18 protein-coding genes are annotated in these 15,557 nt (G+C 42.9%); 16 read left to right on the top strand and 2 right to left on the bottom strand.

What is annotated here, in order from left to right:
- Positions 1-5 precede the first annotated feature (5 nt).
- The 6 genes from buk to MKY18_RS10995 all read left to right on the top strand — a co-directional run bounded on the left by buk (position 6) and on the right by MKY18_RS10995 (position 6,187).
- A complete protein-coding gene (gene buk, locus MKY18_RS11020; protein WP_106067129.1) occupies positions 6-1,133 on the top strand; it encodes a butyrate kinase in 1,128 nt (375 codons plus the stop codon).
- Positions 1,123-2,547, top strand: a complete 1,425-nt coding sequence (lpdA, locus tag MKY18_RS11015; RefSeq protein ID WP_065098374.1) for a dihydrolipoyl dehydrogenase — start codon at positions 1,123-1,125, stop codon at positions 2,545-2,547. Before buk ends, lpdA begins: the two co-directional genes overlap by 11 nt.
- A 17-nt stretch (positions 2,548-2,564) precedes the next feature.
- Positions 2,565-3,557 carry a thiamine pyrophosphate-dependent dehydrogenase E1 component subunit alpha gene (locus tag MKY18_RS11010; RefSeq protein WP_185108545.1) on the top strand — a complete coding sequence of 331 codons (993 nt, stop codon included), beginning with the start codon at positions 2,565-2,567 and terminating at the stop codon, positions 3,555-3,557.
- Positions 3,558-3,569: 12 nt separating this feature from the next.
- Positions 3,570-4,553 (top strand): alpha-ketoacid dehydrogenase subunit beta, encoded by a 984-nt coding sequence (locus MKY18_RS11005; RefSeq protein ID WP_065098373.1) that lies wholly within the window; start codon positions 3,570-3,572, stop codon positions 4,551-4,553.
- 18 nt (positions 4,554-4,571) lie between these two features.
- On the top strand, positions 4,572-5,828 hold the full coding sequence (locus tag MKY18_RS11000; RefSeq protein ID WP_113767407.1) for a dihydrolipoamide acetyltransferase family protein: 1,257 nt from the start codon (positions 4,572-4,574) through the stop codon (positions 5,826-5,828).
- A 65-nt stretch (positions 5,829-5,893) separates the two neighbouring features.
- The gene (locus tag MKY18_RS10995) at positions 5,894-6,187 is read left to right on the top strand and encodes a YesK-like family protein (protein ID WP_050943788.1); all 294 of its coding nucleotides are present in this window, start codon (positions 5,894-5,896) and stop codon (positions 6,185-6,187) included.
- A 15-nt stretch (positions 6,188-6,202) separates the two neighbouring features.
- Here MKY18_RS10995 and MKY18_RS10990 read toward each other — a convergent pair whose 3' ends face one another.
- Positions 6,203-7,096, bottom strand: a complete 894-nt coding sequence (locus MKY18_RS10990) for a YegS/Rv2252/BmrU family lipid kinase (protein ID WP_065098370.1) — start codon at positions 7,094-7,096, stop codon at positions 6,203-6,205.
- A 169-nt stretch (positions 7,097-7,265) separates the two neighbouring features.
- Here MKY18_RS10990 and MKY18_RS10985 point away from each other — a divergent pair, with 169 nt between their 5' ends.
- The 6 genes from MKY18_RS10985 (at position 7,266) to MKY18_RS10960 (ending at position 11,800) form a co-directional block, all read left to right on the top strand.
- Positions 7,266-7,703, top strand: a complete 438-nt coding sequence (locus MKY18_RS10985; protein ID WP_003215907.1) for a BrxA/BrxB family bacilliredoxin — start codon at positions 7,266-7,268, stop codon at positions 7,701-7,703.
- Between the two features lie 195 nt (positions 7,704-7,898).
- The gene (locus MKY18_RS10980; protein ID WP_065098369.1) at positions 7,899-8,666 is read left to right on the top strand and encodes a transporter substrate-binding domain-containing protein; all 768 of its coding nucleotides are present in this window, start codon (positions 7,899-7,901) and stop codon (positions 8,664-8,666) included.
- Positions 8,667-8,792: 126 nt separating this feature from the next.
- The gene (locus MKY18_RS10975; RefSeq protein ID WP_003215691.1) at positions 8,793-9,449 is read left to right on the top strand and encodes an amino acid ABC transporter permease; all 657 of its coding nucleotides are present in this window, start codon (positions 8,793-8,795) and stop codon (positions 9,447-9,449) included.
- The gene (locus MKY18_RS10970; protein WP_003215712.1) at positions 9,442-10,164 is read left to right on the top strand and encodes an amino acid ABC transporter ATP-binding protein; all 723 of its coding nucleotides are present in this window, start codon (positions 9,442-9,444) and stop codon (positions 10,162-10,164) included. The genes MKY18_RS10975 and MKY18_RS10970 overlap by 8 nt, the downstream gene beginning before the upstream one ends.
- A gap of 120 nt (positions 10,165-10,284) precedes the next feature.
- On the top strand, positions 10,285-11,238 hold the full coding sequence (locus MKY18_RS10965) for an aromatic acid exporter family protein (RefSeq protein WP_061408485.1): 954 nt from the start codon (positions 10,285-10,287) through the stop codon (positions 11,236-11,238).
- Between the two features lie 52 nt (positions 11,239-11,290).
- Positions 11,291-11,800: a L,D-transpeptidase gene (locus MKY18_RS10960; protein WP_106065558.1), complete on the top strand. Its 510-nt coding sequence runs from the start codon at positions 11,291-11,293 to the stop codon at positions 11,798-11,800.
- Between the two features lie 38 nt (positions 11,801-11,838).
- Here MKY18_RS10960 and MKY18_RS10955 read toward each other — a convergent pair whose 3' ends face one another.
- Positions 11,839-11,919: a hypothetical protein gene (locus tag MKY18_RS10955; protein ID WP_257736823.1), complete on the bottom strand. Its 81-nt coding sequence runs from the start codon at positions 11,917-11,919 to the stop codon at positions 11,839-11,841.
- Positions 11,920-12,033: 114 nt separating this feature from the next.
- On the opposite strand from MKY18_RS10955, the gene mce reads away from it, so the two are divergent.
- Genes mce through MKY18_RS10935 form a run of 4 tightly spaced genes read left to right on the top strand, consistent with a single transcriptional unit; the run spans position 12,034 to position 15,529 of the window.
- Positions 12,034-12,456 (top strand): methylmalonyl-CoA epimerase, encoded by a 423-nt coding sequence (gene mce / locus MKY18_RS10950; RefSeq protein ID WP_044141020.1) that lies wholly within the window; start codon positions 12,034-12,036, stop codon positions 12,454-12,456.
- Positions 12,443-13,912 (top strand): acyl-CoA carboxylase subunit beta, encoded by a 1,470-nt coding sequence (locus MKY18_RS10945; RefSeq protein ID WP_065098366.1) that lies wholly within the window; start codon positions 12,443-12,445, stop codon positions 13,910-13,912. Before mce ends, MKY18_RS10945 begins: the two co-directional genes overlap by 14 nt.
- A gap of 16 nt (positions 13,913-13,928) precedes the next feature.
- Positions 13,929-15,050, top strand: coding sequence for a M20/M25/M40 family metallo-hydrolase (locus tag MKY18_RS10940; protein WP_065098365.1), 1,122 nt, complete (start codon positions 13,929-13,931; stop codon positions 15,048-15,050).
- 14 nt (positions 15,051-15,064) lie between these two features.
- A complete protein-coding gene (locus MKY18_RS10935; RefSeq protein ID WP_044141023.1) occupies positions 15,065-15,529 on the top strand; it encodes a chemotaxis protein CheW in 465 nt (154 codons plus the stop codon).
- The last annotated feature ends 28 nt before the right edge of the window (positions 15,530-15,557 follow it).

The following is a 15,557-nucleotide window of genomic DNA, read 5'->3' as shown; positions in this document are numbered from 1 at the left end:
AGGTTTTGTTTTTGCTGACAAAAGAATGGCGTATTCTCACAATTAATCCTGGCTCTACTTCAACAAAAATCGGTGTGTTTCACAATGAACGATCTATTTTTGAAACGACACTCAGACATACAGATGAGGAATTAAAGCAATTCCCTCATATCATTGATCAGTTTTCATTTCGTCAAGAAACAATCCTGAAGACGCTGCATGAACAAGGAATGAACATCTCAAAGTTTGATGCAGTTTGTGCGCGCGGCGGTCTTCTTCGTCCGATTGAAGGTGGCACATATGAAGTCAATGAGCAAATGGTGCAAGACCTGAAAGAAGGATATGCTGGCCAGCATGCATCAAATCTCGGCGGTATCATTGCACGAGAAATTGCACTTGGTTTGAACATCCCAGCTTTTATTGTCGATCCAGTTGTAGTGGATGAGCTAAAACCAATTGCTCGTATTTCAGGGCTGCCAACGATTGAAAGAAAAAGCATCTTCCATGCATTAAACCAAAAAGCAGTCGCAAGAAAAACAGCTGCATCTTTTGGGAAGCGCTACGAAGATTTGAACATGATTATTACACATATGGGCGGCGGCATCACCATTGGTGTCCATGAAAAAGGTAAAGTCATTGATGTCAATAACGGACTGCATGGCGAAGGACCTTTCAGCCCAGAGCGAGCGGGGACCTTGCCAACAGGTGACCTCGTCAATCTTTGCTTTTCTGGTGAGTACAGCCAAGAGGAAATGCTGAAACGCATTATTGGTGAGGGTGGTCTTGCGGGCTACCTTGGTACGACAGATGCTGTGAAAGTTGAGCGCATGATTGAAGCAGGCGATGAACGGGCGGCGCTGATTTATGAAGCGATGTGCTATCAAATTGCCAAGGAAATCGGTGCGGCTAGTGCTGTCTTAAAAGGCGCAGTTGACGTCATTGTGTTAACAGGCGGACTAGCGTACAGCAAACAAATTACATCAAGTATTAGAGGTCACATTGACTGGATTTCAGATGTTGTCGTGTATCCAGGTGAAAATGAACTGCAATCCTTAGCAGAAGGTGCACTTCGTATTTTAAAAGAAGAAGAATCTCCGAAAGAATACCCAAATGATCAACGGATGAAGAAAGGAGTGACAAGTCATGGCAACTGAATATGACCTCGTCATTCTTGGTGGAGGCACAGGCGGCTACGTAGCGGCCATCCGTGCCTCACAGCTTGGATTGAAAACAGCAGTTGTAGAAAAAGAAAAGCTTGGCGGTACTTGTCTCCATAAAGGATGCATTCCGTCTAAAGCGCTGCTTAGAAGTGCTGAAGTCTATCAAACCGTCAAACGTGCTGCTGATTTTGGCGTTGAGGCAAACGGCATCGCCTTGCAGTTTGCCAATGTGCAGAAAAGAAAAGCAGAGATTGTAGAGAAACTAGCAGGCGGCGTCAAACATTTAATGAAACAAGGGAAAATTGATGTTTATGAAGGGATCGGCCGTATTCTTGGTCCATCTATCTTTTCGCCAATGCCAGGAACCATCTCCGTAGAAATGGCAAATGGAGATGAAAATGAGATGCTCATTCCAAAGCAGGTCATCGTTGCGACAGGTTCAAGACCGCGTGTGCTGCCTGGACTTGAAGCAGATGGGACGCATATTCTAACATCAGATGATGCACTAGAACTGCCAGAGCTTCCGCAGTCGATGCTCATTGTCGGCGGCGGGGTAATCGGAATCGAGTGGGCTTCCATGCTCAATGATTTTGGTGTGAAGGTGACAGTGATTGAATTTGCAGACCGAATATTGCCAACAGAGGATCATGACATTTCCAAAGAAATGGAAAAGTTTTTATCTAAAAAAGGCATCACCTTTGTGACAAATGCGAAAGTACTGCCAGATACCGTCAAAAAGCAGGAGAATCTCGTGACGATTCAAGCAGAAAAGGATGGAGACATTCAGACGTTTGAAGCGGAAAAACTTCTTCTATCAGTCGGCAGAGTACCAAATATTGAAGGCATTGGTCTTGAAAACACGGACATCCAAACAGAAAAACAAGGCATTGTTGTGAATGAACATTATCAAACGAAAGAATCGCATATTTATGCAATAGGAGATGTCATTGGCGGGCTTCAGCTGGCACATGTGGCTTCACACGAAGGCATGATTGCTGTGGAGCATATGGCTGGGAAAGATCCGAAGCCGCTCGATGAAACGCTCGTATCTAAATGTGTTTATTCTCACCCAGAAACCGCTAGTGTTGGACTCACTGAACAGGCGGCAAAAGAGCAAGGCTTCGAAGTCAAAATGGGGAAATTTCCATTTATGGCGATCGGAAAAGCACTTGTGTACGGGGAGTCAGATGGATTCGTCAAAATCATTGCTGATCAAAAGACAGATGATATTTTAGGGATTCATATGATTGGTCCTCATGTCACAGATATGATATCTGAAGCTGGATTAGCCAAAGTACTTGATGCAACGCCGTGGGAAGTCGGGCAAACAATTCACCCGCACCCAACCTTATCAGAGGCGATTGGCGAGGCTGCCCTTGCTGTTGACGGGAAAGCGATCCATTTTTAATCAAGGAGGGAAATAAGATGAGTAACATGCGTCATCATGAATTAGGATTATCAGATGAACAAGCAATTGATATATACAGAACAATGCTTCTAGCAAGAAAAATTGATGAACGGATGTGGCTTTTAAACCGTTCTGGTAAAATTCCATTCGTCATTTCTTGTCAAGGGCAGGAAGCGCAGCAAGTCGGTGCTTCTTTCGCTCTCAATAGAGAAGAGGATTACGTCTTGCCTTACTACCGTGATATGGGGGTTGTCCTCGCATTTGGGATGACAGCAAAAGATTTAATGATGTCAGGTTTCGCAAAACAAGACGATCCAAGCTCAGGCGGAAGACAGATGCCAGGGCATTTTGGACAGAAATCAAATCGAATTGTGACAGGATCTTCACCTGTTACAACGCAGGTTCCTCATGCAGTTGGCATCGCACTTGCTGGACGTCTAGATCAGAAAAACTTTGTCAGCTTTGTCACGTTCGGTGAGGGCTCTTCAAACCAAGGTGATTTCCACGAAGGCGCTAACTTTGCTGCTGTGCATAAGCTGCCTGTTATTTTCATGTGTGAAAACAATAAGTACGCGATTTCCGTACCGTATGACAAACAAGTAGCATGTGAACGCATTTCAGATCGTGCGATTGGATACGGAATGCCTGGCGTAACCGTTGATGGCAATGATCCGCTTGAAGTATATGCTGCTGTCAAAGAAGCGAGAGACCGTGCAGCAAAAGGCGAAGGACCAACGTTGATTGAAACGATCTCTTACCGTTTAACTGCGCATTCAAGTGATGACGATGATTCAAGCTATCGAGAAAAAGAAGAAGTGCTCGAAGCGAGAAAGAAAGATCCGCTCATCCAATATGAAACGTATTTAACCGAAGGAAACATCATGACTTCAGAAATGAAAGAAGAGATGACAAAAGAAATCATGCAAATCGTAAACGAAGCCACTGATGAAGCGGAAAACGCTGCTTATGCTGATGCTGAAAGCGCACTTCGTTACGTGTATGCGGAGTAAGGGGGAAGAAAAATGCCTGTTATGTCATATATAGACGCCATTACACTGGCGATGAAAGAAGAAATGGAGCGAGATCCGAAAGTGTTTGTGCTCGGAGAGGATGTCGGGAAAAAGGGCGGCGTATTTAAAGCGACAGCGGGTCTTTATGAGCAATTCGGAGAAGCGCGCGTCATGGATACACCTCTTGCAGAATCAGCCATTGCTGGTGTAGGGATTGGAGCAGCGATGTATGGAATGCGCCCAATTGCTGAGATGCAATTTGCGGATTTTATCATGCCTGCTATTAACCAAATCATTTCAGAGGCTGCGAAAATTAGATACCGCTCAAATAACGATTGGAGCTGTCCAATGGTCATCCGCGCACCTTATGGGGGCGGAGTTCACGGGGCGCTTTATCATTCACAATCAGTTGAAGCGATTTTTGCCAACCAGCCTGGTTTGAAGATTGTCATGCCTTCTACGCCTTATGATGTAAAAGGTCTTTTAAAAGCTGCGGTGCGTGATCCAGATCCTGTATTGTTCTTTGAACACAAACGTGCCTACCGTCTGATTAAAGGAGAAGTACCTGAAGAGGATTACACACTTCCTATTGGAAAAGCAGATGTGAAACGTGAAGGCGATGATATCACGGTCATTACATATGGCCTCTGCGTCCATTTTGCATTGCAAGCAGCAGACCGCCTTGCGAAAGACGGCATTTCTGCGCATATTCTCGATTTGAGAACAGTGTACCCGCTTGATCAGGAATCCATTATTGAAGCGGCATCAAAAACAGGCAAAGTGCTTCTTCTAACGGAAGATACAAAAGAAGGCAGCATCATGAGTGAGGTAGCGGCGATCATATCAGAGCATTGCTTATTTGATTTAGACGCACCAATCAAACGTCTAGCCGGACCAGAAATTCCGGCAATGCCTTATGCACCGACGATGGAAAAATTCTTCATGGTCAACCCAGATAAGGTAGAAGCTGAAATGAGAGAGCTAGCGGCGTTTTAAGAAAGAGGAGGGTTTCAAGTGGCAATTGAACAAATGAAAATGCCTCAGTTAGGTGAAAGTGTAACAGAAGGAACCATCAGCAAATGGCTCGTTTCACCTGGCGATCATGTGAATAAATACGATCCAATTGCGGAAGTCATGACGGATAAAGTGAACGCAGAAGTCCCGTCATCTTTTACAGGAACGATAACAAAGCTATCAGCTGAAGAAGGCGATACACTGCAAGTAGGAGAAGTGTTCTGTGAAATTGAAGTAGAAGGCAGCTCGCAGCAAAGTGCGAAAGAAGAAGCCGCACCTGAGCAAAGTGAAGCACCTGAAGCAGATCAAACAAAAGAGAATCAAAGTCAAAAGAAACGCTACTCTCCAGCAGTCCTTCGTTTAGCAGATGAGCACAGCATTGATTTAGCGGCAGTGCAAGGAACGGGAGCAGGCGGACGAATCACAAGAAAAGATTTACTTCAGCTCATTGAAAAGGGCGGCATGCAAGGGAAGACAGCACCTGTCACTGAACAGGCGGTCAAGCCAGAGCCTGTGCAGCCATCAAAATCAAAAGCGGCGCCTTCCATCTCTACAATGCCTGGTGATGTTGAACTGCCAGTCACGCCAATCAGGCAGGCGATTGCGGCAAATATGCTGAGAAGCAAACATGAAATTCCGCATGCATGGACGATGATGGAAGTTGATGTGACAAACCTTGTGACTAGAAGAAATCAGCTCAAGGACCAATTTAAAGCAAAAGAAGGCTTTAATTTGACATTCTTTGCGTTCTTTGTCAAAGCAGTGGCTCAGGGCTTAAAGGAATTCCCAGAAATGAACAGCATGTGGGCTGGAGATAAAATTGTGCAAAAGAAAGCGATCAATGTCTCGATTGCTGTTGCGACTGATGACGCTCTTTTTGTTCCAGTCATTAAGGATGCAGATGAAAAAACGATTAAAGGCATCGCCAAGGAAATTCATGAGCTTGCTTCCAAGGTGAGACAAGGTACGCTGAAGCAAAGTGACATGGAAGGTGGCACCTTTACTGTAAACAACACGGGATCATTTGGTTCTGTACAATCTATGGGAATCATTAATTATCCGCAAGCGGCGATTTTACAAGTAGAATCGATCGTGAAGCGTCCAATGATTGTAAATGGTATGATTGCAGCAAGAGACATGGTCAACCTTTGTCTCTCATTAGATCACAGAGTTCTTGATGGTCTTGTATGCGGCAGATTCCTTCAACGGATTAAACAAATCCTTGAAGGCATTGACGAGCAGACATCAGTTTACTAAAACAAGAATGTCCCCCTCCCGCTAAGGAGAGGGGGATTTCCACATGATGAGAAAGGAGCGATGGTATGTCTGGACTAGACTTTTTTGCGTTTTTAACGATTGGACTCATGTTTATCACAGCAATTGCGTTCGCTTTTCTTCGATATATTTCTAAATCACGCAACCATCCTGAAAGATTACTACTGATCATATCAATCGTTTCAATTATTCAAGTTTTGTATTGCTTGCTGATTGTCGGTGGATTTAAAGGAGCAGCGAATAGCCTCTTAGGAATTTCTCTTCTTGCCGGGACGCTGCTTGGCTATGCGCTTGAATATTTATACAGACGCTATATCAAAAAAACGCCCGAAAAAGAATAATCTCGGGCGTTTTCTTTATTTTGCTGGAACAATAAAGGTCAAATGTTGTTTTAACACTTCTAAAGAAGCTGGGGCTGTCATGTACACTTCGCCATCTGTATCAGCATCCATTTCCTCTTTTGTGTGGATCTGAATATTGGATGCTTGAATGAGGGAGAGGTCTCCGGTGAAATCCTCCAGCTCTTCCCGGTTCATAGAAAAGATTTCTTTTAGAGCAGAGAAACTCGTATTTCTGCAAATTAAGATTTCTGCTTTCCCATCATCAATCGTTGCACTCGGCAAATCAATTTTATTTGTCCCGATGAAATGTCCATTCATGACAAGAACGATGACGGCTTCTTCTTCCCAGGTCTCCTCCTCTGTTTCAATTCGTACATGAAAAGGATCTGTTTGCTGTAAGGTGCGGAGGGCACTTGTGAAGTAGCTGATTTTGCCGAGTACAGCTTTTTCCTTGTCATTAATATTGTTGGATGTGTCTGCAATCAGCCCGATTCCCCAAAAGTTTAACAAGTATCGATCTCCTGCTTTGATTAAGTCGACCTTTTTTTCTACGCCGTCTACAATCATTTGAGCGGCTTTCTGCATTTGTTGCGGAATACCAAGCGTTCTAGAAAAGTCATTGCATGTCCCGCCTGGTAATATCGCTACAGCTGGCCTTTTTTCTAAACCACCGATGCCATTCATGCATTCATGCACGGTTCCATCTCCGCCTAATATGATCAGCAATTCTATCGTCTCATCAATTGTGCGACAGAATTCATAAGCATCATTTGGCTGCTTTGTTGGTTTAAGAATGAGTTCATCAATATGTAGAGAAAGAAGAGGTACTGTTTGTCCGAGAACTTTTTCCATGTTTTTTTGTCCAGCATTTCCATTATAAATGAGCATCGCTTTTTTGAATTGTGCCATCACGCAGTTCTCCCTTTCATCTCTTTATCATCACTTTTCCCCAATTTCGCGGCGTATAAACGATGTTCAGAAAAGTGTGGAATGAAAAGACAACACATTTGCCCGCAGGCGTTTTCCTTGATATGATGTTGTTAAAATGGTTTTGGCATGCTAAAGGAGTGGACGGACAATGAATATTGATTTTAATTTATTTATGAATGATATTGTGAAACAAGCGAGAGAAGAGATCAAACAGGCTGGCTATAATGAGCTTACATCAGCTGAAGAAGTGGATGAAGCCCTGTCTAAAGAAGGCACGGCACTTGTGATGGTGAATTCAGTATGCGGATGTGCTGGCGGTATTGCAAGACCAGCTGCAGGCTATTCTGTTCATTATGATAAGCGTCCAGATCAATTGCTGACAGTGTTTGCTGGACAAGACAAAGAGGCAACGGCAAGAGCCCGTGAATATTTTGAAGGCTTCCCGCCATCTTCACCATCCTTTGCATTATTAAAAGATGGAAAGATCATTAAAATGGTCGAACGTCATGAAATTGAAGGGCACGAACCAATGGAAGTCGTGTCAAAGCTTCAAGCTGCATTCGATGAGCATTGCAAAGAAATTTAACATGTGACGTTTGAATGATGACATATAAAGCAGTCCGGTCTTTAGATCGGTCTGCTTTTTGTTTTATAAGACCATTGAATCAAAATAATTTTAGCAAAATACTATTGCATCTTAAAAAGAAAGTGTTTAAAATACATTATAGTGAATAAATATTCAAAACAATACATGATTTTAAATACTGGGAGGCATTATCTTATGAAAAAGTGGTTATTATTACTTATGACAGCTGGTCTTGCAGCTGCACTCGCAGCTTGTGGAACTTCTTCTAATAATTCAAACGCATCAGGAGATGACAAAACACTCGTTATGGCGACATCAGCAGATTATCCGCCATTTGAATCAAAAGACGGAGATAAAATTGTCGGTTTTGATGTCGATCTTGCAACAGCACTAGCGAAAAAGAACGGCTACAAGCTAGAAATTCAAGATATGGATTTCGCAAGCCTTGTATCCGCCCTTAAAACAAACAAAGCTGATATTGTCCTAGCAGGAATGACACCAGATGAAAAGCGTAAAAAACAAGTAGACTTCTCTGATGTTTATTACAATGCTAAAAACTTAGTTGTCTCAAAGAAATCTAGCGGAATGAAAACAGAGAAAGACTTAAAAGATAAAACAGTCGGCGTTCAATTAGGTTCAATCCAGCAAGATGAAGCAAACGGTTTGCAAAAGAAATATAACTTAAAAGTGGAAGACCGTAATAAAATCTCTGATATCATTCAAGAGATCAAAGCAGGCCGTTTTGATGCAGCTATTATTGAAGATAAAGTAGCAGCGGGCTATTTAAAGAAAGAGAAAGACTTTCAGGCTTTTGACCTTAGTGGGTCAACAAATAATGGTTCAGCCATTGCATTCAAGAAAAATAGCGACTTAACAGCTAAATTTAATAAATCATTAAAAGAAATGCAAGACAATGGCGAACTTGATAAATTAATTAAAAAATGGTTTGCTGATGAAAAATAAGTCAGGAAAAGGATCAGCGTCATTCATGAAAATTCAGTAGAAAGCGCTGAAAAGTTCAACTCATGTTGAACTTTTTTCCTGTTTTATTATTTGATTTCGTATGAAGGCATAAAAAAGGAGACTGTCATGTTAGATTTTAAAGATGTAATACCTCAGATGCCCTTTATTTTAGAAGGGCTTAAGGTCACACTTTCTATTGTAGTGGTATCACTTTTTCTTGGATTTATTTTAGGGATTTTATTAACGCTTTGCAAAATTAGTGTATTTAAGCCGCTCATTTGGCTTGCAGATTTTTATACATCCATCTTCAGAGGCACACCGCTTGTGCTTCAATTGCTCATTATTTATTTCGGTCTGCCTCAGCTTCTCGGGTTTCAAATCGATCAATACTGGGCTGCTGTAGCGGCATTTTCACTAAACTCTGCGGCTTACGTATCTGAAATTATTCGTGCTGGTATTAATGCCATTGATAAAGGTCAAAAAGAAGCAGCCGTTGCTTTAGGCATCCCTTATGCTAAAATGATGAAGGACTTATTGCTTCCGCAGGCATTTAAAAATATTTCACCTGCACTTGTGAACGAAACGATTACACTGACAAAAGAATCAGCTATTGTGACAGTCATTGGACTGGGAGATGTCATGAGACGAGCCTATCAAGCAGGTGCCGTCACGTATAATTATCTTGAACCGCTTATTTTTGCGGGTCTCATCTATTATGTCATCGTGCTTGTTCTCACCTTTGTCGGCAAATCGGTGGAAAGGAAGTTAAAATCAAATGATTAACATAGAGAAACTCACAAAATCTTTTGGCAAAAATGAAGTATTAAAAGGGATCGACACCACTATTAAAGAAGGAGAAGTTGTCGCAGTCATTGGACCATCTGGTTCAGGAAAATCGACGTTTCTTCGCTGCATCAACTTGCTTGAAAAGCCGACTTCTGGTGTTATTACGATTCAGGATACCGAAATCACAAACCCAAAAACCAATGCACTCAAAGTGCGTGAGAACATCGGAATGGTGTTTCAGCATTTTCACCTGTTCCCGCATAAAACGGTGCTGGAAAATATCACATATGCGCCAATGAATGTGAAGAATCAATCGAAGGAAGACAGCATCAAACAAGCTGAAGATCTGCTGAAAAAGGTAGGGCTTTTAGAGAAAAAAGATGATTTTCCGAACCGCTTGTCAGGTGGTCAAAAACAGCGTGTCGCAATTGCACGTGCGCTTGCGATGACACCAGACATCATGCTGTTTGACGAACCAACGTCTGCACTAGATCCAGAAATGGTCAAGGAAGTGCTAGAGGTCATGAAAGAGCTGGCTCAATCTGGAATGACACTTGTGATCGTCACACATGAAATGGGCTTTGCAAAAGAAGTGGCTGACCGCGTGATCTTTATGGACGATGGGAAAATTGTAGAGGATGCAAACCCTGTGCAATTCTTTGAATCGCCTTCGTCACAGCGCGCGAAAGACTTCTTACAAAAAATATTATAAAGAAAAAAGAGAGGGAGACTTAACATCTCCTTCTTTTTTTGATTATAATGGGGAAAGTAAAAAAGTTCATCATTTCACAATAAGTGAATAGAAACAAGACAGAAAAGAGTGACTCACATCATGTTTAAAATCGGCTACCGAACGCTGAAAACAGCATTAGGAACAGCGATCGCCATTTATATTGCGCAACTGCTTGGCCTTCAAAATTATTCCGCTGCCGGGATTATTACGATTCTGTGTATTCAGGTGACAAAGAAACGGTCGCTTCTTGCATCAGGTGCCCGCTTTGCCGCATGCAGTCTTGCCATTTTATTTTCTTATCTATTTTTCGATCTGATTGGGTATCATCCTTTTGTGATTGGTCTGATGCTGCTTGTCTTTATTCCGACAACCGTATTGCTCCGCATTAAAGAAGGGATTGTCACAAGTTCAGTCATCATCCTCCATTTATACATGTCGGGCGGGATTACCCTTCACCTCATTTGGAATGAGCTGCTGCTGATTACGATTGGTGTTGGCGTGGCACTTATCATGAACCTGTATATGCCAAGTGTCGATAAAAAGCTTAAACGCTACAGCGAACAGATTGAAGCCAACTTTGCAAAAATTTTTGAGGAAATCGAACAATACTTAATGACAGGGAAACAAGACTGGACAGGCAAAGAAATACCAGAGACACATCAATTGATTAAAGAAGCAAAAGCTCTTGCATATCGTGATGTTGAAAACCATGTCTTAAGACATGAAAACCTGTATTATCATTATTTCAATATGAGGCAAAAGCAATTCGAAATCATCGAGCGTGTGCTTCCGAAGATCACATCCATTTCCATTACAACAGAGCATGGACAAATCATTGCAGAATACATTAGAGACTTACGCGAACATATTCACCCAGGGAACACGGCGCATAAGTTTTTAAGGCGCCTCATTGATATGAAAGAAGAGTTCGATAAGCTCCCGCTGCCGCAAACAAGAGAAGAGTTTGAAGCAAGAGCTGCACTGTTTCATTTCCTCGGAGAAATGGAACAATATTTAGTACTGAAAAGCTATTTTAAAGGGATGAAAGAATAGAGACGCATGAGTTCCTCCTTCATTGGTCAATCTAATGAAAAAGGAGGAGCCTATGCGTCTTTTATTTTATACCGTATTGACCATGTCCCTTTCACCTATCTGGCCGCTCGGACAAAACCCGCTTCCAGGAGACCCTTATGTCATTATTAATAAACAAACCAATGAACTTGCCTATATTGATCAAGGACAAATCCAAAAAATATATCCTGCTTCTACAGGGAAAACTTCAGATTTAACGCCAGAAGGGGAATTTACCATTATGATCAAAGCGAAAGATCCCTATTACAGAAAAAAGAATATTGAAGGCGGTGCGAAGAATAACCCTCTTGGCAGAAGATGGATTGGATTTGATGCACGAGGAACAGATGGCAGAATATACGGAATTCATGGGACGAGTGACGAAACATCGATAGGGAAATTTATCACGGCAGGCTGTGTGAGACTGCATAATCAAGATGTAGAGCTTCTATTTGACCAGCTTCCGGTTGGGACAAAAGTTTGGATTACAACATCAACCGATTCATTTGAAAAGCTTGCCAAAGACAAACAGGCCATTCGTTGATTGAACGAATCACCTGCTTGTCTGCTTTTATTGAAACCTTATAAAAAGGTTGCGGCTCCTGCTAAAAGCGAAGATATTAGCAACAGGCTAATCATGAGCAATACCATGAATTTCATCATTTTCTGAGACATATCGCACCCCTATAATCGAAGATTTTTTGCGACGAACGCACCTTTCTTTATTCTAGCTCGTTTTTTCAAATGCGACAAGTGATCAACAAAGGAAGTGAACGGATGAATCAAATCGACCATATTGCCATTGCGGTCTTTTCTATAAAAAACACATCTCGAATTCTTCAACAGCTGTTTAACTGGCATTTTTCAGACATACAAGAGATTCCTGAGCAGGAGATTAAAGCGTCCTTCGTTTCACTTGATCATGTGCACATTGAATTAATTGAACCGATGTCCGGCAGCAGCAAACTACATACCTTTTTAACAAAAAGAGGAGAGGGACTCCATCATATTGCGCTAAAGTCAGGTGACATACAGGCGGACCTTAACCGTCTTGATCATCTTGGCGTGGAGCTTCTCCAACAATCAGCACAGATAGGCGCGAGCGGGAAGCGGATTGCTTTTATTTCACCGAAAGAAACGTCCGGTGTGTTATTCGAATTGTGCGAGCCCTTGAAAGGAGAGGAACATGGCAATGAATGAATCGTTCAATGACTTGGCTAAATGGCGCGAAAAAGCATTCATGGGCGGCGGCGTGAAACGTGCAGCTGCGCACCGGAACAAAGGGAAACTAACCGTTCGTCAGCGGTTGCATGAACTTCTTGACGGGGGCAGTTTCATGGAAATTCAAGGATTTGCAACAGGCCGCATGTCAGAGCATGTCGGTGATGGCGTCGTTACTGGAACTGGACTCATTCATGGAAAGCCGGTATGTGTTTATGCACAAGATGCAACAGTGCATGGAGGCTCTTTAGGCGAAATACATGCCAAAAAAATTGCTTCTCTAATGGATCTCGCAGCTAAAAATCAGATGCCGGTCATCGGTCTAAAAGACTCAGGTGGTGCGAGAATTCAAGAGGGTGTGGTATCATTAGAAGGATACGGACAGATTTTTAAACGGAATGTGCTGTACTCTGGTCAAATCCCGCAAATATCCGTTATTTTAGGCTCTTGTGCTGGAGGAGCAGTCTATTCTCCTGCCTTGACTGATTTTGTGTTCATGACAGAACAGACAGCTCATATGTTTTTAACAGGTCCGAAAGTCATAGAAAAGGCAACAGGAGAAACGGTCTGTCCTGACCGTCTTGGCGGTGCAAGTGTTCAGCATCAGACAAGCGGGAATGTGCACTATACTGGCAAAGATGAGAAAGACGTGTTAAAAGCGGTTCGAACACTTTTAACGTACATACCAACGAAACAACAGACTGTCATGGACGCTGAAACGAGTAAGCAAGACGCAGCTGATCCAGGCGACATCTTGCCGAAGGATCCATCACGCACCTATGACGTCAAACAAGTGGTGACAGCGATCATCGATTCAGACTCATTCTTTGAGACGCAGCCTTGTTTCTCAAAAAATATCGTTACAGGGTTTGCCAAATTACAAAGGGCTTCAATTGGTATAGTTGCCAATCAGCCAAAGGTGCTGGCAGGAAGTCTTGACCTTGACGCTGCTGATAAAGCGGCCAGGTTTATTCGATTTTGCGATGCGTTTCATATTCCGCTCTTAACACTTGTAGACGTCCCTGGTTTTTTACCAGGGGAAAAAGCCGAGCATGCGGGAATTATCCGTCACGGCGCAAAGCTTTTATATGCGTACGCTGAAGCGACCGTTCCAAAAATCACGGTGATTTTAAGAAAGGCGTATGGCGGTGCGTATGTCGCAATGAATAGCAAGGGCTTAGGCGCTGACTTTGTTTATGCATGGCCAGCGGCAGAAATTGATGTCATGGGGAAAATGTTCGCAGACGAAATCGTTCATCCTGCTTCCCGCGAGATTGAGATGGAGCCAAGTGTATTAAAAGCAGCTCAGGCAGGGCTAATAGACGATATTTTCATGCCGGCTGAAACGAGAGAGCGATTGATTCGCTCATTTGATTTGCTTCGCAGGAAGGAAGAAGATAGACCGTTAAAAAAGCATGGCAACATGCCGCTATAAGAGGAGGAGCATCATCATGATCAATGAAAAACGTTTGCTAGACGAATTTTTAGAACTTGTTCAGATTGATTCGGAAACGAAACACGAAGAGAAAATTGTGGAAGTCTTAAAAGAAAAATTCTCACAGCTTGGACTAAAAGTGGTGGAAGACGACTCAAAAGCGAAAACAGGCCACGGTGCAGGCAACCTTATCTGTACACTGGAAGGCAATCAAGAGGCTGATACCATCTATTTCACGTCTCATATGGATACAGTTGTTCCGGGCAATGGCGTAAAACCAGTCATTGAAGACGGCTATGTGAAAACAGATGGAACAACCATTCTTGGTGCTGACGATAAGACAGGACTTGCGGCAATGTTTGAAGCAATCCGTGTGCTGAAAGAGAAGAATTTACCGCATGGAACGATTGAATTTGTCATCACAGCAGGTGAGGAATCAGGACTTGTCGGAGCAAAAGCGTTAGATCCGAAGTTGATGACAGCTTCATACGGCTATGCCCTTGATTCAGATGGCAAGGTCGGAACCATTATCGTAGCTGCGCCAACACAGGCAAAAGTACGCGCAACCATTTACGGGAAAACAGCTCACGCAGGTGTCGCGCCTGAAAAAGGTGTGTCTGCGATAACCATTGCATCAAAAGCCATTGCCAGTATGCCGCTTGGCCGAATTGATGAAGAAACAACGGCGAATATTGGTCGTTTTGAAGGCGGAACGCAAACGAATATTGTGTGCGATCAAGTCGATATCCTTGCGGAAGCACGCTCTTTAGAACCTGCAAAAATGGAAGCACAAGTAGCGAAGATGAAAGAAGCCTTTGAAAAAACCGCTAAAGAAATGGGCGGAAGTGCCGATGTACACATTGACATCATGTATCCAGGCTTCAAATTCTCTCACGGCGATCAAGTCGTAGAAGTGGCGAAAAAAGCGGCTGCGAAAATTGGCCGTCCATCAGAACTACAGACGAGCGGCGGTGGCAGTGATGCAAACGTCATTGCAGGAAACGGCGTCCCAACTGTCAACCTAGCTGTTGGATATGAAGATATTCATACGAAAAATGAGAAAATGCCGATTGAAGAATTAGTCAAAACAGCTGAAATGGTTCTCGCCATTATCGAAGAAACGACAAATCCATCGTAAAGGCAGGAGACTCTGTGAGCACGCAAAAGATCATTATTTTCCAAGTGGGGCAAGAGGATTTTGGCATTAGTGTAGAGCATATTCGTTCGATTGAGAAGGTCCCTTATTTACAAGAAGTATCGAACCTACCTAAAGAAATAAAAGGACTCATGTCTTTAAGGGGAGAGGTCATTCCTGTCAGTGACACAGGCGTGATGCTTCACGGAAAGCCTCTTGATGTGAACGAACAGTCCAAGGTGTTGCTATTTGAATTAAACGGACAAATGGTAGGCTGTCTTGTCTCGGATGCAAAAGATATTATCGATATCGAGCTAAGCGAGATCAAGCCATTTCATATGAACACGAAAGCCTCTGAATATTTCTTCGGCGTTGTGGAGAGAGAGAACAAGATGATTTTACAAGTGGACCCGAATAAGTTCCTTGGGAGAATTGAGGATCTCGATCAATTGCCAGCGCGGTTAAAAGAAGAATTGGCATAAAGAAGATCCCCTTATCTGATGATAAGGG

The organism is Bacillus sp. FSL R7-0672, from assembly GCF_038601465.1.
Taxonomy (GTDB): Bacteria; Bacillota; Bacilli; order Bacillales; family Bacillaceae; genus Bacillus; species Bacillus pumilus.
The sequence above is the reverse complement of the archived record's forward strand: the minus strand, read 5'-3'. Positions and strand labels throughout refer to the sequence as shown.